Source organism: Gillisia sp. Hel1_33_143 (assembly GCF_900104765.1).
Lineage (GTDB): Bacteria > Bacteroidota > Bacteroidia > Flavobacteriales > Flavobacteriaceae > Gillisia.
Window position 1 is genome coordinate 554,642 of the sequence record NZ_LT629737.1, and the last position, 23,205, is coordinate 577,846.

Here is a 23,205-nt window from a genome sequence, read left to right on the forward strand (position 1 = left end):
GGATCTAATTTTATTTGAAACTGACATTTTTAGTTTAACACCTATTCCAAATCAAATTAATGTGAAATAGTAAACCTATGCGAATATTTATAATTCTAGTCTTGTTTATTATTTCATCTCCATCACTTTTTGCACAGCAACTCATATCCGGAATCGTAACTGATGCTAAGACCAAAGACCCTTTAGCTTTTGCTAATGTAAGCTCATCAGAAAGTAACGGCACACTCACCAATATAAATGGAAGTTTTACACTAACCTTAGGTGTTACAGACTCTATTCTAAAAGTATCCTATATTGGTTATCAAACCAGATCTATAGATCTTTCAAAAGATAAAAAGGAATTTCAAATTGAACTAGCTCCAAAAGCTCAAATACTAGAAACGGTACTGATCTCTTCTAAGGAAAACCCTGCCAATAAGATCATTCAAAAGGCAATTCAGAATAAAAAACTTAATGACCCCACAAAAGTTCTAGATTCCTATAAGTACAAGAGTTACAATAAATTTTTAATAGACAATTTAGATCAATCGGTAAAGGTAGAAACAGATAGCAGCAATATTGCAATAAATGAAGTGGTGAACGTTGGCCGTGCATATCTATCAGAAAAAGTTTCTTCTCATGTATTTAGTAAGTCTTTAGATCCACGAGAAATTGTAGAAGGTATTAAAACCGCTGGCTTTCGTGATCCGGTATATGATGTTCTTGCTCTTAAAGTGGAGCCCCTTTCTCTCTATGGAGAAAATTATACCATCTATAAAACAGATTATGCTGCTCCTTTAGATAATCACGAAGCTTTCGAAAACTATAATTATAAGATATTAGACACCCTCACAAATCAAGAGAGGCCTGCTTATCTTATATATTTCAAGCCAAAAAGAGAACGGGTAGTTGCAGGTTTGGAAGGTGTATTATATATAGATACTACAAGTTACGCTATTCAAAAAGCAACAGCACAACTTGCAGGTTCTGTAAAATTAAAGATCGTTCATGAGTACAACTATTATGAAAATAAAGATCTATGGTTTCCTAGCAGCCAACTTGTAACTATACAACCCGGAAGTGGAGAAAAAGATATTTCTGTTTTTGGAGGAAGCATTTCTTTAGGATCTGTGCAACAAAAAAAATCTATTCTTAACTCTGTATTGGGCTCTGGCACACCACAAGAAGGCCTTTACTTAGAGTCCAAAACAATTAATTACGATTTAGAATTTAATGTTCCTGTAAATGTTAAAAATTCTGATGCCTCCATTCTAGTTTTGGAAAATGCCGGAGAGCATTCTGTGAATTATTGGGCTGCCAATAGAAAACTGCCCTTTACTTTTAAAGATGAGCTTACTGCAATGAAAGTAGATAGCATTATTCAATTTAATAATATAGAGCGAAAGATAGAAGTTAAGAAAGGTATTTCTAATGGATACTATCCGGTAGGGCTTTGGGATTTCTCTTTAAAAAGATTCATAAAATATAATAATCTCCAAGGGTTTAGACTAGGCGTAGGAGGTAAAACAAATAACAAATTTTCTGAAAGATTCAGTTTGAACGGATTTTTCATCTACGGAACCAAAGATGGGAATGTAAAATTTAATGCAGGAGCTGGATTGGTATTAGATAAAAATAGTGGCACAGAATTAAGCTTTAATTATACAGATGACCTTAATGAAGTAGCTAGTTTTAGTTACCTACGTGGCACAGAAGCATTCTATTTGCTTCAGCCCAGATACGGTAATATTAATGAATTCTATAGGTACAAGAAGTTTCAAATTAACTTACAACATCCATTTTCGCCTAGATTTAGGTCTGAAGTAGAATTATCTACAGCGCGTATTAACCCTATCATTGATTATACTTATTCTTCTGGAGGAGATTATTTTGAAGATTATCAAATTGCCGAAGCCAAATTAGGCTTTTCATGGAAACCTTTCAGCAATTACGTAAGCACCCCAGAGAAAGTTCAAGAAGTTCGCACAGGATATCCACAATTTACTGCACAAATTGACAAAGGATTTTCAAAATTCTTAGAAGGTGATTTTGATTATATTAAATTCGGTTTTAAGATGGATTATAAGATCTTCCGTTTAGACCAGAGTATTTCTGAGATCATTTTAGAAGGAAATTATATAAATGGAAATTTTCCAATTACCCATGCCTTTAATGCCTACCCTAATAATCCAAATAAAGAAGAAATAATTAGTAGAGTTTCTATCGCTGGTAAAATGGCTTTTGAAACTATGTATTTTACAGAATTTTATAGCGACAGGCAGATCAGTCTTCACTTGAGACATCAATTAAGACCCATTAATATTACAGATAAAATACAACCAGAACTTGTTTTTGTTTCTAGCCATGCCTTAGGAGATTTTAAGGATCAATCTGCACATAAGAACATACAATTCAACACCTTAAACAAAGGCTATTCAGAAAGCGGAATAGAGATCAACCAAATCTTTGCAGGTTTTGGTCTTAGTTTTGCCTATAGATATGGAGCATACCATTTGCCGACCTTTAAAGAGAACTTTTCTTTTAAAGCTACCTTCATTTTAAAAATCTGATACTGAAGATTAATTAGGTTACAATCAATTAATACTTAGCCTTTTTGTAACTTTGCGCTCGCTTAAAAAACAGCCATGTCAAAAATTTTTAGTTTTGGATTTTGGAATTCCATTGCTCGAGTAATTCTTCGAAACAGGGTTACAATTATTATAATTACGCTTTGTCTTACCGCTTTTTTGGCTACTCAATGGAAGAACATGCGCTTTTCCTATACGGAAGCCAATCTTTTACCAGATGATGATGAGATCAATCTAGAATATAACAATTTCCTAGACACCTTTGGGGAAGAGGGAAATTTGATTGTGATTGCCGTAAAAGATTCTACGCTTTTCACTCCAGAAAAATTTAAGGCATGGAATAACCTAACCGAAACCTTAAGTTCCTATTCTGAAATAGACCATGTGATCTCTTTAGGGACTTTGCAAAAGTTGGAGAAATTTGATAATCCCAAGCGCTTTGAAATGGTTCCATTCATTGAGCAAAAAGATTGGGACAGTACAGATGTAGCCGGTTATAAAGATGAATTACTTAATAAACTTCCCTTCTATAAAAATCTAGTCTACAGTGGTAATAAGAAAACAGTGCAAACTGCCCTTTATCTAAATGAAGATATTGTAAATTCTAAACAGCGAAAGATCTTTGTAATAGAAGATCTAAAACCTTTAATAGACAAGTTTCAGGAGGATGCAGACATGAAAGTATATGTCTCAGGAATGCCCTATATCCGCACTCTAAACTCTCAAAATATTATAGATGAGATTGGATTGTTTATTGGAGCTGCACTTTTGGTAACCTCTTTAATCTTCTTCTTTTTCTTTAGATCTATAAGAGCTACTGTTATTTCTATGATCACGGTTTTAATTGGCGTAATGTGGGCATTCGGGATCATAGGCCTTTTACATTATGAAATTACTGTACTTACGGCGCTTATACCTCCATTAATCATTGTTATTGGAATACCAAATTGTATTTTCCTAATCAACAAATATCAGCAGGAAGTAAAAAATCATGGAAATCAGGCTAAGTCCTTACAACGGGTAATTTCAAAAGTGGGGAATGCTACCTTACTAACTAACTTAACAACCGCCTCCGGATTTGCAACTTTCATCTTAACAGATAGTACGCTACTAAAAGAATTTGGAATAGTTGCATCTATAAACATCGTAGCCCTTTTTATTCTTAGCTTAGTGATAATACCTATTATCTATAGTTACATGCCTCTGCCTAAAGACAAACATCTTAAACATTTAAACAAGCAGTGGATTGGTGGGTTTGTAGACTGGATAGAAAGAATGGTAAGGCATCATCGTATTGCCATCTACATTTCTTCTGTATGTTTATTGGTAATAAGCATAATAGGTATATACACCATCAAGATCTCCGGTAGTTTACTAGAAGACATGCCTCAAAAAGCAGATTTCTTTACTGACATTAGATTCTTTGAAGAAGAATTTGATGGAATTATGCCTTTGGAAATATTAATAGACACTAAAAGACCAAAAGGAGCTTTAAAACTTTCTACTTTAAAGAAAATGGAAACTTTGGAAACTGCTATAGAAGAGGTTCCACAATTATCGCAACCATTGTCTGTAGTAAGATTAGCCAAATATTCTAAACAAGCTTATTATAATGGTAATCCAAAATATTACCAATTACCTACCTCCCAGGAAAGAAATTTTATCGCTCCTTATTTAAAAGGATTTTCTACGGAAGGTAATCTCATGTCATCTTATGTAGATACTACCGGAAGATACGCAAGGATCACTACGTTTATGAAAGATATTGGTACAGATGAAATGGACAGAATTGAAGCAGAACTCTGGCCAAAAATCAATAAGATATTTCCTGAAGAACAATATAAGGTGAGCATGACTGGGAAGGCATTGATCTTTCAAAAAGGTACTACCTATCTGGTTAAAAATCTTGTGATCTCACTTACATTAGCAATTATTTTAATAGCTTTATTAATGGCTTGGATGTTCAGATCTTTTAGAATGATCTTGATCTCTGTAATACCCAATTTACTTCCATTAATAGTAACTGCCGGGATGATGGGATTTTTAGGAGTACCTATTAAACCTTCCACAATTTTAGTATTTAGCATTGCCTTCGGAATTTCTGTAGATGATACAATTCACTTCTTAGCAAAATACAGACAGGAGTTAAAAGCTAATAATTGGAAGATTAAAAGATCTGTGTATGCAGCTTTAAAAGAAACAGGAGTAAGTATGTTCTATACCTCCATTGTTCTTTTCTTCGGATTTTCAGTTTTTATGATCAGTAGCTTTGGTGGAACGGTAGCTTTAGGAGGATTAGTTTCTGCCACACTTCTATTTGCTATGCTCTCAAACCTATTACTTTTACCTTCTTTATTACTATCACTAGAAAAAAGTATTGCTAATAAAGAGACCTTAAAGGAGCCGGCTATTCAAATTATAACTGAAGAAGACGATATTTTAGACGACACTAATTCATAATAAAAATCAAATCCAGGGTCTTGGTAGGAATACTAGGAAAAATTATCTTTGGTTTACTAAAATCTATATAAAATGATAAAAGCAAAAATTGCAGAATTATTACAGAGCAATCAATTTCTACAGGAAGTTGAAGTAAAAGGATGGGTTCGATCTTTTAGAAGTAACCGTTTTATTGCTGTAAATGATGGATCTACTATCAATAATTTGCAATGTGTGATAGATTTTGAGAATACCAAAGAAGATGTTCTTAAACGTATAAATATAGGAGCAGCCATAAAAGTAGTTGGTACTTTAAAAGAAAGCTTAGGTAGCGGTCAAAGTATGGAAGTAGAAGTTACGTCTATAGAAATTCTTGGTGATGCGAATCCAGAAGAAGTTAAGCTTACTATTCTTTCTCCTAAACGCCATAGTTTAGAAAAGTTAAGAGAGCAAGCTCATTTAAGAGTGCGTACCAATACATTTGGAGCTATCATGAGAGTTAGAAGTAAACTTTCTTTTGCTGTACATAGCTATTTCCAGCAGAACAATTTTTTCTATGTGAACACTCCTATCGTAACAGGTAGTGATGCAGAAGGAGCTGGAGAGATGTTTAAAGTCACAGCTTTAGATCTTAAAGATCCACCTAAAAATGAAGATGGCTCTATTAACTATAAAAAAGATTTCTTCGGAAAAGAAACCAATCTTACCGTTTCTGGCCAGTTAGAAGCAGAAACTTTCGCTCTTGGTCTAGGACAGGTATATACTTTTGGGCCTACATTTAGAGCTGAAAATTCTAATACATCAAGACATCTGGCAGAATTTTGGATGATAGAGCCAGAAGTTGCCTTTTGTGACCTTGATGGAAATATGGATCTAGCAGAAGACTTCATTAAATATGTTGTGAAATATGTCTTGGAGAATTGCAAAGATGATCTTGAATTCCTAGACAAACGCCAGGAAGAAGAAGATAAAGCAAAACCACAAGCAGAACGCAGTGAAATGAGTTTGCTTAAAAAATTAGAGTTCGTTACAGAGAACAACTTTAAGAGAGTAAGCTATACAGAAGCCATAGATATTCTTAGAAATTCTAAGCCTAATAAAAAGAAAAAATTCCAATACCCAATAGATGAATGGGGAGCAGATCTCCAAAGTGAGCATGAGCGCTTTCTTGTAGAGAAGCACTTTAAATGCCCTGTAATTCTTTTTGATTATCCAGCAAATATCAAAGCATTTTATATGCGTTTGAATGAGGACGGTAAAACCGTTAGAGCTATGGATATCCTTTTCCCTGGTATTGGTGAGATCGTTGGTGGTTCTCAAAGAGAGGAACGTTTAGACGTTCTTCAAGAAAAGATGAAGGCGCTAGACATAGATGAAGAGGAATTATGGTGGTACCTAGATACCAGAAGATTTGGAACTTGTGTGCATAGTGGATTTGGACTTGGCTTTGAACGTTTAGTTCTTTTTGTAACAGGAATGACTAACATTAGAGACGTAATTCCTTTCCCAAGAACACCACTTAACGCAGAATTTTAATCTACTATTGAAAATACTTGAAACGCATATTGTCCCTGCAATTGATGAGAATATTCGATTGCAGGAATATGCTTCAACGATCTTTAGATCTATTACTACCAGAAATGGTATTAAGAAAGCAATAAAACGCAAGGAAATACTTTTGGATGGGGAGATAGCTCAAACTTCAGACTGGATTAAAGAACATCAAAAAATCGATCTTTTGCAATCTGAAACAAAAGCTAAAAAGATATTTCAGCTAAAATTAGCGATCATATATGAAGATGAATATCTAGCCGTAATTAATAAGCCTGCAGGCTATCCTACCAGTGGCAACTATTTTAAAACCATCGAAAACGCGCTTCCTTTCAATTTAAAGGTTTCTACGAAATTTGATACACTACCATACCCTGTTCCTGTGCATAGATTAGACAATCCCACCAGCGGACTTCTACTTATTGCAAAAACTAGAACCATGCAAACTGCATTGCACTTGGCATTTGAGGATAGAAAAATTTGGAAAAAATATATTGCATTAGTTCATGGTAGCACCTCTCAAAACTTCAAAATCACAGATGCTTTAGATGGAAAATCTTCTTCCACTCAGTTTATTAAGTTGAAAAATTTGGAAATTGAGAATTTAGCATACTCGCTCTTAGAAGCGCATCCAGATACCGGAAGAACTCATCAAATCAGAATTCACTTATCTAACAATGACTTTCCAATTGTAGGTGATAAAGAATATGGGATGGAAGAAACCAGTAAAAGATTTCGCGGACTTTACTTAGCATCTATAGGATTAAAACTCCAGCACCCAAAGACTCGCGCTATTTTAGATCTTAATTTAGATTTACCCAAAAAGTTTAGGGTCCCATAATATATCCTCATGAAGAAGGAGCTATTAACAAAAATTTACCAAAAGCATATGTAAGGCTAGGTAGCAATAGGATTGTTTTTGCTTATTTTTGTAGTAATAGTGAACACTTACTTTATGCTAAAACAGCAATTAAATTTTAAATTATCTCAAAAGCTTTCTCCTCAGCAAATCCAGTTGATGAAGCTTATTCAATTACCTACGCAGGCATTTGAACAACGCATAAAACAGGAATTAGAAGAGAACCCTGCACTAGAAGACGGAAAGGAAGATCTTGAAAAAGATTTTGATGATGAGTTTTCTAACGATGAATATGATGAGGGAACTGAAAGTATAGAATCTGATATTGATGTTGACGACTATTTGAGTGATGATGAAATTCCAAGTTATAGACTACAAGCAAATAATTATAGCGCAGATGATGAAGACAGAAATGTTCCTTATGCATCTGGAACTTCATTTGCCCAGCATTTAAAATCTCAATTAAGTACATTTAGACTTACCGAGATAGAAAAGGAAATTGCAGAATTCTTGGTAGGTAGTGTAGATGAAAGTGGCTATATAAGAAGAACTATTCAAGATATTGTAGATGATCTCGCATTCACCCAAAATGTTTATACAGATGAACCTACGGTAGAAAAAGTTCTTAAGAAAGTTCAGGAATTAGACCCTGCAGGAGTTGGAGCTCGATCTTTACAAGAATGTTTATTAATACAATTGCACAGAAAGGAAGTGACCAAAGAAGTTACTTTAGCTACAGACCTGTTGGAGAAATCTTTTGATCACTTCAGTAAAAAACATTATTCCAAACTATTATCTAAGCATGATATTTCTGAAGATGAACTTAGAGATGCTATTGATGTAATAGAACATTTAAATCCGAAGCCGGGTGGGACCTTTGCAGGTAATATTAGAATGGTGGAGCATGTAATTCCAGATTTTACAATTAAAATTGAAGATGGTGAGTTACAATTAAGTCTAAATGGAAGAAATGCACCCGAAATGCATATTTCTAATGATTACAACAATATGCTTAAGGGTTACAAAGAGTCTAAAGAGAAAACCAAGGCTCAAAAAGATGCTGTTATGTTCATTAAGCAGAAATTAGACTCTGCAAAATGGTTCATAGAAGCTATTAAACAGCGCCAACAAACCCTAATGGTTACAATGAGTTCTATTATGCATTACCAGCAAGAATATTTCTTAACAGGAGATGAGCGTAACTTACGCCCTATGATCTTAAAGGATATTGCAGATGAGATAGGCATGGATGTATCTACAGTTTCTAGAGTAGCTAACAGTAAATATGTAGACACTCCTTACGGAACTAAACTTATCAAAGAATTCTTTTCTGAATCTATGACCAATGATCAAGGAGAAGAAGTTTCTACCAGAGAGATAAAAAAGATCTTGGAGATCTCTATTGAAGAGGAAGATAAAAGAAAGCCTCTAACAGATGAGAAACTGGCGAAACTTTTAAAAGATAAAGGATATCCAATAGCTAGAAGAACTGTAGCAAAATACAGAGAGCAGCTAGACATTCCGGTAGCAAGGATGAGAAAAGAAATTTAATGCGTAAACTTCTAAAAAGCGCTTCCTATATCTTTCACCCTATTTGGATGCCATTTATAGGAAGCTTGTTCTATTTTTTAATTACTCCCAGGTTTTTTCCTTTGCCTCTAATACAGGCTAAGATGCTAGCTATAGCTATTACCACTTTATTTATACCTATAGTATTCTTTTTTCTACTGAAGAACCTCGGGAAAGCTAAGAATGTATTTTTAAGCGATGTAAAAGAACGCAAATGGCCATTATTCTTTTATATTCTTTTGATAGGTCTTAATCTATATCAGATTTTAGACATCTACAATTACCCGGCGCTCTATTATTACTTTGTAGGAATTATGATCTCTGTGGCAACAGGCTTTATACTTGCGTGGCTAAATATTAAAGCGAGTCTGCATATGGTAGGTATAAGTGGAATTTTTACTTTTATACTAGCGCTTAGTATCTTTTACAGAATCAATCTTCTATTCACTTTGGCGTTTCTAATTTTAGCTATAGGCTGGACAGCAAGTAGTAGACTTACCTACAAAGCACATACTGGACTAGAATTGATTATAGGAATCTTTATAGGATTTGTTCCGCAACTAATTGTATTAAAATATTGGTTATAGGATATAAAACATTAACCCCACTTTAAAAACACTCATATCTACAGATACATCTTCCAAATTGGCATTTTTAAACATTGGAGTTAGATTGTAATAAACGTGAAAATTAAACGTATTATATCCAAAGGTTAACGTAGTACCAAGTCTAAACTTATCTAGCTCGGGTATGTTATTAACGGTAATTTTTGCATCTGCATCTTTATAGGTAGACTTAGAATAATATATATACCCAGGTCTTAATCCGGCATAAATCCTCCAGAACTTGTAGGACGTAGCGTTAGAGCTACGCCATCTAAACTCTAAAGGAGCTTCAATCATTTGAGTAGAAAATCTATTGGTGTCAAAATCTAATTCGTTAAGACTGCTAAAAACACTATTTCCGTTCTCTCCCTCTTCTATTAATAGATCTTGACCATATGTATTTATAGACCAACCAGCACCAATTCCAATCGCAATGTTTCTTCTTTTATTTAGAGGAATGTCTCTTATGAATCCAAAATGTAAACCGCCGGAAAATCCAGATTGAGAAACATCTGCAGGAAGATCGGTAAGCAAGTGAAAGGTTAGACCCAGATAAAATTGATCTTCTCTATATAGGCTATCTACTTCTTGCAGTTGCTGCTCTATGATATTCTCCTGAGCAAATAAGCAATCAATACTTAGAAATGTGATAGTCAACAGAACCAGAATAGATCTTTTCATAGAAGAATTTTAACAGCGCTAATTTAATATAAAAAAGAATCCCTTCACAGTTTTACCTGAGAAGGGATTCTTATAACAGTAAAGAAATAAATTTCTTAGTTTTGGCTTACATCACCAGTTTTGGTGGTATAATTAATCTTAAGAGCTTCAGCTTTTCTTAATTCCTGTTTAATATCAGAAACAAGACCCATATTAGTTTCAACATCTACTTTTAAAGAAGTTGTTAAATACGGAACTAACTCTTCCCTTTTGGTTTCTCTTTCAGCATAGATAAATTTTTGAACATCGCGAACGGTGGCAAACTTATCATTTAACTGTATGCGAGCTTCTGTACCATATTTGCCTTGATATCTTTCGCTTGGCTTTCCTGCATATATGTACATTACTAAATCTTTCTTATCTAGCTTTTCTACCTGGTCTGCATAAGGCAAATTGTTTTGTACCATTAAGGTAGTATCACGCATTGTAGTAGCAACCATAAAAAAGAAAAGCAACATAAAAACGATATCTGGTAAGGAAGCCGTACTTATAGCAGGCAATTCCCCACTCTTTTTCTTTTTAAATTTAGACATAATATTATTTAAATTTTGTTATATGAGCTGCTATCCCTTAGGCTCTGCCTCAGATAATTTTTGAGGATACATATCCTTAACTTTATCCAATCTTTCTTTTAGAGTTTCTTTATTTCCTCTAAAGCTAGGATCGTTATAGTTATTCTCCATTTGAATATAGTCTTTACCATAAAGTCTTTGAGTAGCTTGATTTCTCAATTCATTATAGGCAGCAACCAATTCATTCTGTACAGATATATAGGTTCCATATTCTGTCTTACGGTCATTAACCAATGAGATAATTGCTTTCGTAGGGTTGTCTGAAGACGAAGGATCCTTCGCACCCTGACAATAGCTACATGCATCATCTCCCATACCTGCACCGTTATCTAAAAACTTAACTGCAGCAGCACGAAGATCTTTAACTTTCATTGGTTGATCCTCTACTAGCAATTGATTGTCTCTGTTTACAATTACGGTAAAGATGTTCTTTTGCTTAATAATAGGAGGCTCTACATTTTCATCCTGAATAGGAGGCAGCTTACGGCTAATCCCCTTATCAGAAACAATGGTAGTGGTTACCAAGAAGAAAATCAATAGCAAGAATGCTATATCGGCCATAGAGCCTGCGTTTACTTCTGGTGCTGTTCTTTTAGCCATAGTTTATTTTATTAATTTTCTGATCCCAGAAAGTACCATTGCGCCAACAGCGATTACGGCAAGTATGTAAAATACTACCAAACCTGCACCTACCCAGTGATCTCCACTAGCAGATAATGTTGTACCGTCCTTAAGTTCTAATTGATTTCCATCAGTTACTACGTAAGCAATGATAACAATTAGTGCAAAAGCACCTACAGAGATAAGAGTGTTTTTAATGTTTCCAGTAAAAAGACCTTTGATAACGAATATCAATACAATAATTAAAGTAATTGCAAACACGATATAAGTTACCCACATCATTGGGTCTAGCATACTACCCTGCAAATCAGCCGAAGCTTTGATTGCCTCGTCGCCGGCCATAAGGATCCTACCCAAAAGGATAAGTCCAATGACACCAATAACGAGTGCTAGATATTTTAATATTTTATGTAAATTCATAGTGTTTCTACTTCTTAGATTCTTTTTCTGTTTTTGTAGTCAACAAGCATATCGATTAATGTGATAGAAGCATCTTCCATGTCATTAACGATACTATCGATCTTAGCGATGATATAATTATAAAAAATCTGAAGAATAATTGCTACGATCAAACCGAATACTGTTGTAAGAAGTGCTACTTTAATACCACCTGCTACCAATGAAGGTTGCATATCTCCAGCTGCTTCAATTCTATCAAAAGCCTGAATCATACCGATTACTGTACCCATGAAACCAAGCATAGGAGCTAAAGCGATAAATAAAGAAACCCAAGATACGTTCTTCTCTAATTGTCCCATTTGAACACCACCGTAAGCAACAACAGCTTTCTCTGCAGCCTCAATACTTTCATCTGCACGGTCTAATCCTTGGTAATAAATAGAGGCAACTGGGCCTTTTGTGTTTCTACAAACTTCTTTAGCAGCTTCAATTCCACCACTATTTAAAGCATCTTCTACATCTTGAGCTAATTTCTTAGTGTTTGTTGTAGAAAGGTTCAAAAAGATAATTCTTTCAATGGCAATGGCCAAACCAAGAATTAAACATAAAAGAACGATACCCATAAATCCGGCACCACCCTCAATAAAACGTTTCTTAAGTTCTTGGTGAAAACCTAAATCTTCCTCACTGTCCATGTCAGGAGTTGCTGCTTCGTCTTGATTATCCTGAATAAAATTCACGATATTATCTGGAGCTGTTTGGAAATAAGTTGTCGCATTTACATTAGCGGCTCCAAATAACATAATCGAAGCGATTACCAAAGTTGAAAATAATCTTTTCATTACTGTTTGTCTTAAATTAATTAGTTAAAGGGTTAAAGATATAAAAATATTTTTTTAATAAAAATACTTTGCAGAGAGGAAGGGATTCGAACCCTCGATACGCTTTTGGCGTATACACGCTTTCCAGGCGTGCGCCTTCGACCACTCGGCCACCTCTCTATTACGTTATTCTAATTTGGTGCGCTAAATAATAAAAAAAATTGTTTACCATCAAATAAGAAGCGTTAATTTTATAACATTTCCCCGCGAAGAGAAGTCTCAAAGATAGTTTTAAAAACCTTAGGTGATAATTCTTTCCCTAAAAGATACATTAATTTAGCCACAGCTGCTTCTGTAGTAATATCCTTTCCAGAAACCACACCTATTTTCTTTAACTGCGTACTAGTTTCATATTGCCCCATATTCACACTACCAGCGATACATTGGGTAACATTAACGATCATAATTCCTTTAGAAATATACTTCTTAAGCAGTTCTATAAACCAAGAATCTGTTGGGGCATTCCCACTCCCAAAAGTTTCTAAAACTACTCCTTTAAGGCCTTTTTTAGATAAAATATGATCTATAGTACTCTCTGTAATTCCGGGAAACATCTTCAAAATAACTACATCATCGTTAAAATTTGTGTGCAGCTGGGTACGTTTTCTTCTGTTGGTCTTCCAAAGTACATTATGATTAACAGATAAATAAACACCCGACTCTGCTAAAGCAGGATAATTTAAAGAAGAAAAAGCCTGAAAATGCTCTGCATTCATCTTCGTTGTTCTATTTCCTCTATATAATTTATATTCAAAATAAAGACCAACTTCAGATATTACTGGCCTCCCTTGTTTCTGCAAACCGGCTATCTGAATACTGGTAATAAGATTCTCTTTTGCATCTGTTCGTAAATCTCCAATTGGTAATTGAGAGCCGGTAAAAATAATAGGCTTAGTAAGATTCTCGAACATAAAGCTTAATGCAGCCGCTGTGTAGGACATGGTATCACTTCCATGTAACACCACAAAACCATCATATTCTTCATAGCGCTCTTCAATAATTTCTGCGATCTGAATCCAATACGTTGGATTCATATTGGATGAATCTATTGGTTTTTTAAAACTTATTGTATTAATAGTATGCTCTAAAAGTTTTAATTCCGGAATGCTTTGAAGAAGCTCACTAAAGTTGAACGCCTTAAGAGCACCCGTTTCAAAATCTTTAATCATACCAATGGTTCCACCGGTATATATTAATAAAATGTTTGATTTAGACTTCATTAAGGGCTTCATGATTAAGCACCGGGTTGGCATACATTAATAAGTAACTATTTACTTCTAAAGAATTTTTAAAATCTATCCTGCGTGTTAAACGCCTTTCAAATTGCCTCTTTTGCTTAGACGTATATTTATCTTTATGTAATTCGTTATTCTTTAACAGATCGCAAGCTATATAATTAGCTGGCCATAGTTTATAATTCTCGTGAATTCTATTATCTATATATGTAGCCAGACTCTTTAATTGATCATTTATTGAAGACTCTTCCTGTTCCATCTTTTTAAATACATCTGCAGAAATTACATTTCCAGCAGTGATATGTATTCTTCCTTTATTTCCTAAAGCACCTTGCATAATAGAATTAAAATCCTCGTTAGCAGATTTTACGTAAGTTTCTTCATTATGCTTTGCCATGATCTCTGGCATTTTTAAAATATCTGTAGGATCAAATTCGTAAGACATGGAAATTGGAACGATCTTGATCTTAGAAAAATATTCTGACAAACTAAGATCTCCCTTAGCCATAGCCAGCATTTTTAAAACTCCTTGTTGAGTATGATCATTCCCATCTTTTGTTCTACCCTCTCGCTGTGCCATCCATACAGATCTATTCTGTTCTACCAAAAGATCTTTAATATATGCTGAAAGCTCCATGGAACTCCTTAGCATTTCTCTTGGCCCCAAGCCTCTCTGCACTAAAAAATTTCTGTTTAGTTTAGACAATAAAAGTAGAAATGGTTTTTGAACCAGATTATCTCCAATTGCTGAAGCCGTCATGATAAGATCTTGCTCGTACAAGGCACAATTAAGCAAACTGGTATCTAATAAAATATCACGATGATTAGAGATAAACATATAAGACTCATCCTTACTTAAAGAGTCAAAGCCGCTATAGGTTAATCCTTCAGAGCTTTTCTCTAAGACTTTTCTTATAGAGTGATAGATCACCTTGGTTTGAAAATCTCTAATAGAATGGCAATCCATCACAATCTCCTCAATCTCAGAAAATGATTTTTCAGGAAAAGAGAATTGCAACAAGGCTTTCACCATTGGATGCTTAATATATTGCTGAAGCGCAGGATGCACCTCAGAATCTCGGTAAAATCTTATTTTATCAAAGTCTGTCACGTATATCTTCTTAAGTTCACAAATGAACAAAATTAATAATTAAAAATTAACATTATACCCCAAAGATATCGATTGAATTTTGAGTGGTAACATCTGCTATCGTCTCAATATCTACCTCATAGATATCTGAAAGTTTATCTGCTATCAGCTTTAAATAACTACTTTCATTTCTCTTCCCTCTATAAGGTGCAGGTGCCAAGTAAGGCGAATCTGTTTCTAATACAATATTAGCTAATGGAATTTCAACTAAAAATTTATCGAGACCACCGTTCTTAAAGGTAGCAACCCCTCCAATTCCCAACTTCATATTATAAGAAAGTGCCTTTTGAGCCTGCTCTAAATTTCCGGTAAAACAATGAAATATCCCAAAAAGATCATCATCCTTTTCAGATTCTAATACCTCAAAAACTTCATTAAAGGCATCTCTACAATGAATTACGATTGGTAATTTGTATTTCTTAGCCAATTGGATCTGTCGTTTGAACGCAATTTGCTGTTGCTGCAATAAAGTTTTATCCCAGTATAGATCTATACCAATTTCCCCTACCGCTATAAAATCTCTTTTCTGAAACTCCTCTTCCACATGCCGCAATTCTTCTTCGTAATTTTCTTTTACAGATGTTGGGTGCAGTCCCATCATTAAATGTAAATTATCTGGAAATTGCTCCTTAAGCTCGTACATAGCCTTTGTATGAGTAGAATCTATTGCAGGTATAAAGAATCTTCTAACATTATTCTCTAAAGCTCGCTGTAGAACCTCTGCCCTATCTTCATCAAAATCTTTGCTATATAAGTGTGTATGCGTGTCTGTTAATATCATATTTACAAAATTAATTTATTTTGAAGACCTATCTTTACCAAAACATAAAGAATGTCTACGCTAAGGAAACTATTAGAAGATAAAGGATATTATCGCATCAAAATGAAGTTCACAGCAACCAATCATTTTGAAGTAAAAGCAAAAATAAATAAAATTGAAGGGAATTTTATCTTAGATACCGGTGCATCGAGTACCTGTGTAGGATTTGATGCCGCTACACATTTTAAACTACTAGCAGAAGAAAGCAAGGTAAGAGCCGCCGGGGCGGGAGCAAATAATATGCTTACTAAAATGGCACAGGAGAACATTCTAGAACTTAAAGGCTGGAAGAAGAAAAAAATAGACCTCGTATTATTTGATCTAACACACGTTAATGAAGCTCTGGAAGACCATAAAGCTGAAAAGGTTCATGGAATTATAGGTGCTGATGTTCTAAAGAAAGGGAAAGCCGTCATTGATTATAAAAACAAAGCACTTTATTTGAAATAACAAAAACTGGGGAAAAACCCCCATTATAACGTGCTACAAAAAGAGGTAAATTTGGTATAAATATATAAGTTATGGAGTCTATTCAAGATAAAAATACGATACCGCCCTTTATAATGGCAGTGCTAGCAGTAATAGTTGCAGCCGTACTTCTTATTAATATCCTGACGTTGATTTCCTTACTTTAATTAGTTGAAACCAATCAAAAAGATAAAAGGCAATAATTCAAGTAGAATTATTGCCTTTTATTTTATTCAAAAATCTAGATTAAAGCTCTAGAGTTCTCTTCACGTCATTATCCATTAATAGCTCTTCCGGATTTTCTAAAGCCTCTTTTATTGCAACTAAAAACCCAACAGATTCCTTACCATCAATAATTCTATGATCATAAGAAAGCGCTACATACATAATAGGTCTAATTTCCACATGGCCATCTATAGCTACAGGACGCTCTACAATATTGTGCATTCCTAGAATAGCACTTTGAGGTGGATTGATAATTGGAGTAGAAAGCATAGAACCAAATACACCACCATTGGTAATTGTAAAGGTACCACCTGTCATTTCATCTACTGTAATATTTCCATCTCTAGCTCTTAAAGCAAGGCGTTTTACATCTTCCTCAACAGCTCTAAAGCCCATATTTTCAACATTTCGCATTACCGGAACCATCAAACCTTTTGGTCCAGACACAGCAATACTTATATCTTTATAATCATATTTTATTTGATAATCTCCATCTATCATAGAGTTTACATCTGGATAAAGTTCTAAAGCTCTAACCACTGCAAGAGTAAAGAATGACATAAATCCTAACCCTACTCCGTGCTTATCTTTAAATTCATCTTTATACTGCTTACGCAAAGAAAAGATCGCAGACATATCTACCTCATTAAAGGTAGTAAGCATAGCTGTTTCATTCTTTGCACTTACCAAACGCTCTGCAACTTTACGTCTTAACATAGACATTTTCTTGCGCTCTTCACCTCTTTTACCAGCTCCAGGAGTCCCCATAGAATGTTTTGCCTGAACAGCATCATCTTTGGTAATTCTACCATCTCTTCCAGTTCCCTTTACAGATTTGGAGTCCATTCCTTTTTCATCCAGAATTTTCTTAGCAGCAGGAGATGGAGTTCCAGTAGCGTACGTTTTATCTTGTTTTTGCGAAGGCGTAGATGGTTTAGAAGGCGTTTGCTTTAAAGCATCTGCATTATCACTATCTTCTTTAGTAGACGTTTCTTCCTTCTGCTCTTTTAATTCAGATTCTGGAGATTCTTTTTTATCACCACCACCTGGTTTTGGAGCATCTGTATCTATTAAACACACCACAGCACCAACGGCAACAGCATCACCTTCTTCAGCTTTTAAAGTGATTATTCCACTTGCTTCAGCAGGAAGTTCAAGAGTTGCTTTATCGCTATCTACTTCTGCAATAGCCTGATCTTTTTCTACATAATCTCCATCTTCTACCAGCCATTGAGCAATTTCAACTTCTGTGATAGATTCTCCGGGAGAAGGAACTTTCATTTCTAAAGCCATGATCTTATATTTTTATTTTTTGAATCCTTCTGCTTGCGCAATAAGGGTTAAATTTTTAGTTTATTATTCAGCTAATTAATTCATTGTTTTATCAAAAACGCTTTCGATTACTTTCTCATGGCGCTTTTTATATCTTACAGAACTACCTGCTGCAGGAGATCCATAAAATCTTCTACTACATACTCTAAAATTCTTAGCCTCATCAAAATGTAATAACATATGGCTGTAAGCGCCCATATTTCTTGGTTCTTCCTGAGCCCAAACAAGATCATCTGCGTTTTTATACTTAGCCATGATCTCTTTCATCTTAGTGGAAGGAAGCGGAAATAATTGCTCTACACGAACTAAAGCTACATCATTTCTTTCATTTTTCTCTCTCTCATCTAAAAGATCATAGTAGAATTTTCCTGTACAGAATACCAAAGTTTTGATATTATCTACATTCGCTTCTGAATCATCAATAACTGTTTGAAAAGATCCATTTGCAAATTCTTCTTTTGTAGAGATCACTTTAGGATGTCTCAACAAACTTTTTGGAGTAAAAATAATTAGAGGTTTTCTATAGTTCACCTTCATTTGCTTACGCAATAAGTGAAACATATTTGCAGGCGTTGTACAATCTGCTACAAACATATTATCTGTTGCGCAAAGTTGAAGAAAACGCTCCATTCTACCTGAAGAGTGTTCTGCCCCTTGCCCCTCGTATCCGTGAGGCAACAGCATTACCAATCCATTTTGCAATTTCCACTTATCTTCTGCTGCAGAAATATATTGATCTATCATGATCTGCGCACCATTTACGAAATCTCCAAATTGAGCTTCCCAAATAGTAAGCGTTTGCGGACTTGCCATTGCGTAACCATAATCGAACCCCACTACCCCATATTCTGATAGTAATGAATTGTAGATATGGAAATCTCCTTTTTTATCTGGTATACTATTATGTAGAATGATCTCTTCTTCACTCTCTTCCACCTTAACTACAGCATGACGATGAGAAAAAGTTCCTCTTTCTACATCTTGCCCACTCATTCTAACGCTATATCCCTCCTGCATTAAAGTTCCATAAGCCAACAATTCTGCCATCGCCCAATCTAACTTATTAGTATCAAAGAACATCGTATGACGTGCTTCTATAAGTTTAGCGATCTTGCGTAGAAATTTCTTATCTTTTGGAAGTTTGGTAATAACTTCTGCAACTTCAGTTAATTTATCTAATGACACAGTAGTATCTACCGCCTCCATCATTACATCTTCCTGAACATTTTCAAAACCTTCCCATTCATCTTGCATGAAAGGAGTGATCTTGGTGGTATCTTCCTTACGAGAATCTTCTAATTCTTCTTCTAATTTTGCCTTATACTCTTCTTCCAGTTTCTTAACGTAACCTTCCTCTATTACACCACTCTTAAGTAACTCTTCAGCATAAATATCTCTAGAGTTCTCATGCTTAGCTATAGCTTTGTATAATTTTGGCTGGGTAAACCTAGGCTCATCACCCTCATTATGCCCGTATTTTCTATATCCTAATAGATCAATAAAAACGTCTCTACCAAAATGCATTCTAAAATCTAAAGCAAATAGTACCGCGTGTACCACAGCTTCTGCATCGTCTGCATTTACATGTAGTACAGGAGAAAGTGTAACCTTAGCAACATCGGTACAATAGGTAGAAGATCTACCGTCTAAATAATTAGTAGTGAAACCTATTTGGTTATTAACTACTATATGAATGGTACCTCCGGTCTTGTATCCTTCTAATTGCGCCATTTGCACAATTTCATATACTAAACCTTGCCCTGCTATTGCTGCATCACCATGTACTATTATTGGAAGTACTTTTGAAATATCGTCTTTATATCTTCGATCTTGTTTAGCTCTAGAAATTCCTTCCACAACAGCTCCTACCGTCTCTAAATGAGAAGGGTTTGGCGCAATGTTTATGTTGATTTCTTTACCGCTGTTGGTCGTTCTGCAAGAGGTCCAGCCCAAATGATATTTTACATCTCCATCAAAAATATCCTGTTCGTAATCTTTCCCATCAAATTCACTAAAGATCTGCTTAGCGCTTTTCCCAAAAATATTGGTAAGCGTATTAAGTCTCCCGCGGTGAGCCATACCCATCACGAAATCTTTAACTCCAAGATCTGCTGCTTTCTCGATAATTGCGTCTAAAGCTGGGATCAAACTTTCGTTACCCTCTAGAGAGAAACGCTTTTGCCCAACATATTTGGTATGTAAAAAGCTCTCAAAAGATATAGCCTGATTTAATTTAGAGAGAATTTGTTTTTTCTCTTCATTACTAAATTTAGGCTGATTGTCATTTATGTTAAGTTTTTTCTGGATCCACTCTATTTCTTCTGGCTTGCGGATGTACATATACTCAACCCCAATAGAATGACAATAGATGGTTTCTAAATGATCTACGATCTCCCTGAGTGTAGCCGCTCCTATTCCTAATATTTCTCCAGCGCTAAATTTAACATCCAAATCTTGTTCAGAAAGTCCGAAATTCTGTAACTCTAAAGTAGGAGTATATTTTCTTCTATCTCTAACAGGATTTGTTTTAGTAAACAAATGCCCACGAGTTCTATAGCCATCAATTAGCCTTACTACTTCAAACTCTTTAAGAACAGACTGAGGAATTTCCCCATTCTGATTTTCAAGAGGATTGGCTTGAAATTGTACTTCATTGTTATTTGCAGTTACGCCACTTTCTTCCATTCGAAAGTCAAAACCTTGAAAGAAAGCACGCCAACTTGGCTCTATACTATCTGGATTTCGTAAATATTGATCGTAGAGGTCAGCGAAATATGCTGTATTTGCGGCGTTAAGAAATGAAAATCTATCCATAGGTGGAAACTAATGTTTCTTTTGTTATAAAACATCGCAAAAATACAATTTTTAGATTTTATAGCTTATAGAAAACATTATATTTATCTATTATATTATAAGAATTTTAACATGTTTAAGTATCAAATTATGCCTAAAAAAGCTGTATTTCTTATTGCATTAATTATTGTAAGCGGTTTACAAACCATGAATTCGCAGACTACAGAAAACTCAATATCAGACAACAACAGTCTGTTTTGGAGTCAGGTTAGGTTTGGAGGAAGTTTAGGTTTAAGTGTTGGTAGCGACTATATTTCAGTAGAAATAGCGCCTTCTGCTTTATATGATTTTAACAAAACTTTTTCTGCTGGAGTTGGTATAAATGCTGCCTATGGAAAAGTGGATAATTTTAAAGCTACTAGTGTGGGTGGAAGTTTAATTGGAATTGTAAGACCCATATCTTCCATACAGATTTCTACAGAATTACAAGAATCCTATATCAATAGAAAGATTGAATATATAGATGCTAATGATGTAACTACTAAAGATTGGGTTCCCGCACTATTTTTAGGGCTGGGGTATACTACAGGACCCTTTACAGCAGGATTAAAATATGATGTTTTATATGATGATGACAAAAGCATTAATAATAGTGCCTTGTTACCTTTTGTAAGCATCTACTTTTAAACCTGCCTATCCATTAAAGATTCTCCGAATTTTCTGAGCAATAATTTCTTATCTGCCGGCACCTGAATTTTATCAAGAACATCAAAAGCTTCTTTTGTATATTTTTTGATCTCTTCTCGAGCCAGATTAGAAGCTCCACTTTGCTCAAAAATTCCTTTTACCGCTTCAATTTTACCAGACGCATCCATAGGCGAGATAGAATATAAATGTTCTAGTTGTTTAGCTTCTGCTTCACTTGCTTTTTGAAGTGCCGTTAGATATAAAAAGGTCTTTTTATTTTCAATGATATCTCCACCAAGTTGTTTCCCAAAAGATTCAGGATCTCCAAAGGCATCTAAATAATCATCCTGTAATTGAAAAGCAATTCCTAGCAATCTACCAAATTCATACATTGCGCGTTTACATTCTTCAGGTGCTTCAGCTACAATAGCTCCCATTTGTAACGATGCTCCAACTAAAACCGCAGTTTTAAATTCTATCATTTTAAGATAGTCTGAGATCTTTACATCTTCCCTACTCTCAAAATCTATATCGTACTGCTGCCCTTCACAAACCTCTATGGCCGTTTTTGTAAATAACTGTGCAAGTTCCTTAAAAATAACGCCATCATAATTTTCAAATAATTGGTATGCATTAATAAGCATAGCATCTCCAGAAAGAATTCCCGTATTAAGATCCCATTTTTCATGAACGGTTTCCTTACCTCTTCTTAAAGGTGCAGCATCCATAATATCATCATGAACCAAAGAAAAATTATGAAACACTTCAATAGCCAATGCAGCATCTAGTGCATTTTTGTAAGAAGAATCAAAGATCTCTGCTGTCATCAATACCAATACCGGTCTTAATCGCTTTCCACCCAAATTTAAAATGTAGGTAATTGGCTCGTACAAATTCACGGGTTCTCTTGTAACTACTTTCTCTTCAAGATACTCTACAAAAGCTTCGCGATATTCAGATATTGATAGCATTTTTAATTTTTTGGCTAAAATACCATAAATGATATTATTTCAAATTTCAGTATCGAATTAAATTACAAAATTTTCGGAAACTTTTAAGGTTTTTAAAGTTTCCTGATGTACTTTTGCGCTTCAAATTAAATAAAATTGAAAGATCACATTATTCAAACCGCTGCAGATCTGTTCTTAAACCTTGGCTTTAAGAGCGTTACTATGGATGATATTGCGAATAAACTGGGAATTTCTAAAAAGACCATCTACTCTCATTTCTCTACGAAAACCAAATTAGTAGAAGCAAGCACTTTTTATATTATCTCCACTATTTCTTGTGGTATTGAAAGTATAAACAAACAAAAGATGAATCCTATTGTAGAACTCTTTGAGATCAAAAAGTTCGCAATGAATAATTTAAAGGATGAAAAATCTTCCCCTCAATATCAACTTAAAAAATATTATCCTGAGGTGTTTGCGAGTGTTCAAAAAACCCATTTACAAATAATGGAAGGTTCTGTAACCACAAATCTAGAGCGCGGCATAAAAGACGGGTTGTATAGAGCTAATTTACCTATAGACTTTATTAGTAAGATCTATTTTGTAGGAATGATGGGACTTAAAGATGATTACCATTTTCCGGTAGATAAATATAGCAGCTTTGAGCTTTTAGAAAGTTTTTTAGAATATCATCTGCGCGCTATAGTTACAGACAAAGGCCTAGAAACCCTCAATCAATTTATTAAAACTGAAGTTGTTTAA

At 34.6% G+C, this 23,205-nt stretch carries 20 protein-coding genes and 1 tRNA gene; 9 read left to right on the forward strand and 12 right to left on the reverse strand.

Annotation, left to right across the window (positions count from 1 at the left end; genetic code table 11):
* Nucleotides 1-77 precede the first annotated feature (77 nt).
* The 6 genes from BLT84_RS02515 to BLT84_RS02540 all read left to right on the forward strand — a co-directional run bounded on the left by BLT84_RS02515 (nucleotide 78) and on the right by BLT84_RS02540 (nucleotide 9,572).
* Nucleotides 78-2,549 carry a DUF5686 and carboxypeptidase-like regulatory domain-containing protein gene (locus tag BLT84_RS02515; protein WP_091262632.1) on the forward strand — a complete coding sequence of 824 codons (2,472 nt, stop codon included), beginning with the start codon at nucleotides 78-80 and terminating at the stop codon, nucleotides 2,547-2,549.
* Nucleotides 2,550-2,624: 75 nt separating this feature from the next.
* A complete protein-coding gene (locus tag BLT84_RS02520) occupies nucleotides 2,625-5,027 on the forward strand; it encodes an efflux RND transporter permease subunit (RefSeq protein ID WP_091262633.1) in 2,403 nt (800 codons plus the stop codon).
* A gap of 72 nt (nucleotides 5,028-5,099) precedes the next feature.
* Nucleotides 5,100-6,542, forward strand: a complete 1,443-nt coding sequence (gene asnS, locus BLT84_RS02525) for an asparagine--tRNA ligase (RefSeq protein ID WP_091262635.1) — start codon at nucleotides 5,100-5,102, stop codon at nucleotides 6,540-6,542.
* A 7-nt stretch (nucleotides 6,543-6,549) separates the two neighbouring features.
* Nucleotides 6,550-7,398 carry an RluA family pseudouridine synthase gene (locus BLT84_RS02530; RefSeq protein ID WP_091262637.1) on the forward strand — a complete coding sequence of 283 codons (849 nt, stop codon included), beginning with the start codon at nucleotides 6,550-6,552 and terminating at the stop codon, nucleotides 7,396-7,398.
* A 114-nt stretch (nucleotides 7,399-7,512) separates the two neighbouring features.
* Nucleotides 7,513-8,967, forward strand: coding sequence for an RNA polymerase factor sigma-54 (rpoN, locus tag BLT84_RS02535; protein WP_034893581.1), 1,455 nt, complete (start codon nucleotides 7,513-7,515; stop codon nucleotides 8,965-8,967).
* A complete protein-coding gene (locus BLT84_RS02540; protein WP_091262639.1) occupies nucleotides 8,967-9,572 on the forward strand; it encodes a hypothetical protein in 606 nt (201 codons plus the stop codon). The genes rpoN and BLT84_RS02540 overlap by 1 nt, the downstream gene beginning before the upstream one ends.
* Here BLT84_RS02540 and BLT84_RS02545 read toward each other — a convergent pair.
* From BLT84_RS02545 to BLT84_RS02585, 9 genes are all read right to left on the reverse strand, one after another.
* A complete protein-coding gene (locus tag BLT84_RS02545; RefSeq protein ID WP_091262641.1) occupies nucleotides 9,567-10,271 on the reverse strand; it encodes a porin family protein in 705 nt (234 codons plus the stop codon). The genes BLT84_RS02540 and BLT84_RS02545 overlap by 6 nt on opposite strands.
* A 95-nt stretch (nucleotides 10,272-10,366) precedes the next feature.
* The gene (locus tag BLT84_RS02550) at nucleotides 10,367-10,843 is read right to left on the reverse strand and encodes an ExbD/TolR family protein (RefSeq protein ID WP_034893573.1); all 477 of its coding nucleotides are present in this window, start codon (nucleotides 10,841-10,843) and stop codon (nucleotides 10,367-10,369) included.
* A 30-nt stretch (nucleotides 10,844-10,873) separates the two neighbouring features.
* A complete protein-coding gene (locus BLT84_RS02555) occupies nucleotides 10,874-11,482 on the reverse strand; it encodes an ExbD/TolR family protein (RefSeq protein ID WP_091262643.1) in 609 nt (202 codons plus the stop codon).
* 3 nt (nucleotides 11,483-11,485) lie between these two features.
* Complete coding sequence (locus BLT84_RS02560; RefSeq protein ID WP_034893569.1) at nucleotides 11,486-11,923, reverse strand: hypothetical protein; 438 nt, start codon at nucleotides 11,921-11,923, stop codon at nucleotides 11,486-11,488.
* A 14-nt stretch (nucleotides 11,924-11,937) separates the two neighbouring features.
* Nucleotides 11,938-12,744, reverse strand: a complete 807-nt coding sequence (locus tag BLT84_RS02565) for a MotA/TolQ/ExbB proton channel family protein (RefSeq protein WP_034893567.1) — start codon at nucleotides 12,742-12,744, stop codon at nucleotides 11,938-11,940.
* A gap of 71 nt (nucleotides 12,745-12,815) precedes the next feature.
* Nucleotides 12,816-12,903: transfer RNA gene (locus BLT84_RS02570), tRNA-Ser, on the reverse strand.
* A 71-nt stretch (nucleotides 12,904-12,974) separates the two neighbouring features.
* Complete coding sequence (locus BLT84_RS02575) at nucleotides 12,975-14,003, reverse strand: asparaginase (RefSeq protein WP_034893566.1); 1,029 nt, start codon at nucleotides 14,001-14,003, stop codon at nucleotides 12,975-12,977.
* A complete protein-coding gene (locus tag BLT84_RS02580; protein WP_091262645.1) occupies nucleotides 13,993-15,129 on the reverse strand; it encodes a 1-acyl-sn-glycerol-3-phosphate acyltransferase in 1,137 nt (378 codons plus the stop codon). Before BLT84_RS02580 ends, BLT84_RS02575 begins: the two co-directional genes overlap by 11 nt.
* Before the next feature lie 52 nt (nucleotides 15,130-15,181).
* On the reverse strand, nucleotides 15,182-15,949 hold the full coding sequence (locus BLT84_RS02585; RefSeq protein ID WP_091262647.1) for a TatD family hydrolase: 768 nt from the start codon (nucleotides 15,947-15,949) through the stop codon (nucleotides 15,182-15,184).
* A 51-nt stretch (nucleotides 15,950-16,000) separates the two neighbouring features.
* Between BLT84_RS02585 and BLT84_RS02590 the strand changes: the two genes are divergently transcribed.
* Nucleotides 16,001-16,438 (forward strand): retropepsin-like aspartic protease, encoded by a 438-nt coding sequence (locus BLT84_RS02590; RefSeq protein WP_034893559.1) that lies wholly within the window; start codon nucleotides 16,001-16,003, stop codon nucleotides 16,436-16,438.
* A 264-nt stretch (nucleotides 16,439-16,702) separates the two neighbouring features.
* On the opposite strand, the gene odhB is transcribed toward BLT84_RS02590, so the two are convergent.
* Complete coding sequence (odhB, locus tag BLT84_RS02595; protein WP_091262650.1) at nucleotides 16,703-17,974, reverse strand: 2-oxoglutarate dehydrogenase complex dihydrolipoyllysine-residue succinyltransferase; 1,272 nt, start codon at nucleotides 17,972-17,974, stop codon at nucleotides 16,703-16,705.
* Nucleotides 17,975-18,049: 75 nt separating this feature from the next.
* Entirely contained in the window at nucleotides 18,050-20,827 is a 2,778-nt protein-coding gene (locus BLT84_RS02600) for a 2-oxoglutarate dehydrogenase E1 component (protein WP_091262651.1), read from the reverse strand.
* A 129-nt stretch (nucleotides 20,828-20,956) separates the two neighbouring features.
* Between BLT84_RS02600 and BLT84_RS02605 the strand changes: the two genes are divergently transcribed.
* Entirely contained in the window at nucleotides 20,957-21,493 is a 537-nt protein-coding gene (locus BLT84_RS02605; RefSeq protein ID WP_091262653.1) for a hypothetical protein, read from the forward strand.
* Here the strand turns inward: BLT84_RS02605 and BLT84_RS02610 are convergent.
* Nucleotides 21,490-22,464, reverse strand: coding sequence for a polyprenyl synthetase family protein (locus BLT84_RS02610; protein ID WP_034893546.1), 975 nt, complete (start codon nucleotides 22,462-22,464; stop codon nucleotides 21,490-21,492). The two genes, BLT84_RS02605 and BLT84_RS02610, sit on opposite strands and share 4 nt — an antisense overlap.
* A gap of 135 nt (nucleotides 22,465-22,599) precedes the next feature.
* On the opposite strand from BLT84_RS02610, the gene BLT84_RS02615 reads away from it, so the two are divergent.
* Nucleotides 22,600-23,205, forward strand: coding sequence for a TetR/AcrR family transcriptional regulator (locus BLT84_RS02615; RefSeq protein WP_034893544.1), 606 nt, complete (start codon nucleotides 22,600-22,602; stop codon nucleotides 23,203-23,205).

Bases quoted from the DNA above. Each gene is read 5' to 3' on its own strand.
- BLT84_RS02515 (WP_091262632.1), top strand. From the start codon at position 78: ATGCGAATATTTATAATTCTAGTCTTGTTTATTATTTCATCTCCATCA.
- BLT84_RS02520 (WP_091262633.1), top strand. From the start codon at position 2,625: ATGTCAAAAATTTTTAGTTTTGGATTTTGGAATTCCATTGCTCGAGTA.
- asnS (WP_091262635.1), top strand. From the start codon at position 5,100: ATGATAAAAGCAAAAATTGCAGAATTATTACAGAGCAATCAATTTCTA.
- rpoN (WP_034893581.1), top strand. From the start codon at position 7,513: ATGCTAAAACAGCAATTAAATTTTAAATTATCTCAAAAGCTTTCTCCT.
- BLT84_RS02540 (WP_091262639.1), top strand. From the start codon at position 8,967: ATGCGTAAACTTCTAAAAAGCGCTTCCTATATCTTTCACCCTATTTGG.
- BLT84_RS02545 (WP_091262641.1), bottom strand. From the start codon at position 10,271: ATGAAAAGATCTATTCTGGTTCTGTTGACTATCACATTTCTAAGTATT.
- BLT84_RS02550 (WP_034893573.1), bottom strand. From the start codon at position 10,843: ATGTCTAAATTTAAAAAGAAAAAGAGTGGGGAATTGCCTGCTATAAGT.
- BLT84_RS02555 (WP_091262643.1), bottom strand. From the start codon at position 11,482: ATGGCTAAAAGAACAGCACCAGAAGTAAACGCAGGCTCTATGGCCGAT.
- BLT84_RS02560 (WP_034893569.1), bottom strand. From the start codon at position 11,923: ATGAATTTACATAAAATATTAAAATATCTAGCACTCGTTATTGGTGTC.
- BLT84_RS02565 (WP_034893567.1), bottom strand. From the start codon at position 12,744: ATGAAAAGATTATTTTCAACTTTGGTAATCGCTTCGATTATGTTATTT.
- BLT84_RS02575 (WP_034893566.1), bottom strand. From the start codon at position 14,003: ATGAAGTCTAAATCAAACATTTTATTAATATATACCGGTGGAACCATT.
- BLT84_RS02585 (WP_091262647.1), bottom strand. From the start codon at position 15,949: ATGATATTAACAGACACGCATACACACTTATATAGCAAAGATTTTGAT.
- BLT84_RS02590 (WP_034893559.1), top strand. From the start codon at position 16,001: ATGTCTACGCTAAGGAAACTATTAGAAGATAAAGGATATTATCGCATC.
- odhB (WP_091262650.1), bottom strand. From the start codon at position 17,974: ATGGCTTTAGAAATGAAAGTTCCTTCTCCCGGAGAATCTATCACAGAA.
- BLT84_RS02600 (WP_091262651.1), bottom strand. From the start codon at position 20,827: ATGGATAGATTTTCATTTCTTAACGCCGCAAATACAGCATATTTCGCT.
- BLT84_RS02605 (WP_091262653.1), top strand. From the start codon at position 20,957: ATGCCTAAAAAAGCTGTATTTCTTATTGCATTAATTATTGTAAGCGGT.
- BLT84_RS02610 (WP_034893546.1), bottom strand. From the start codon at position 22,464: ATGCTATCAATATCTGAATATCGCGAAGCTTTTGTAGAGTATCTTGAA.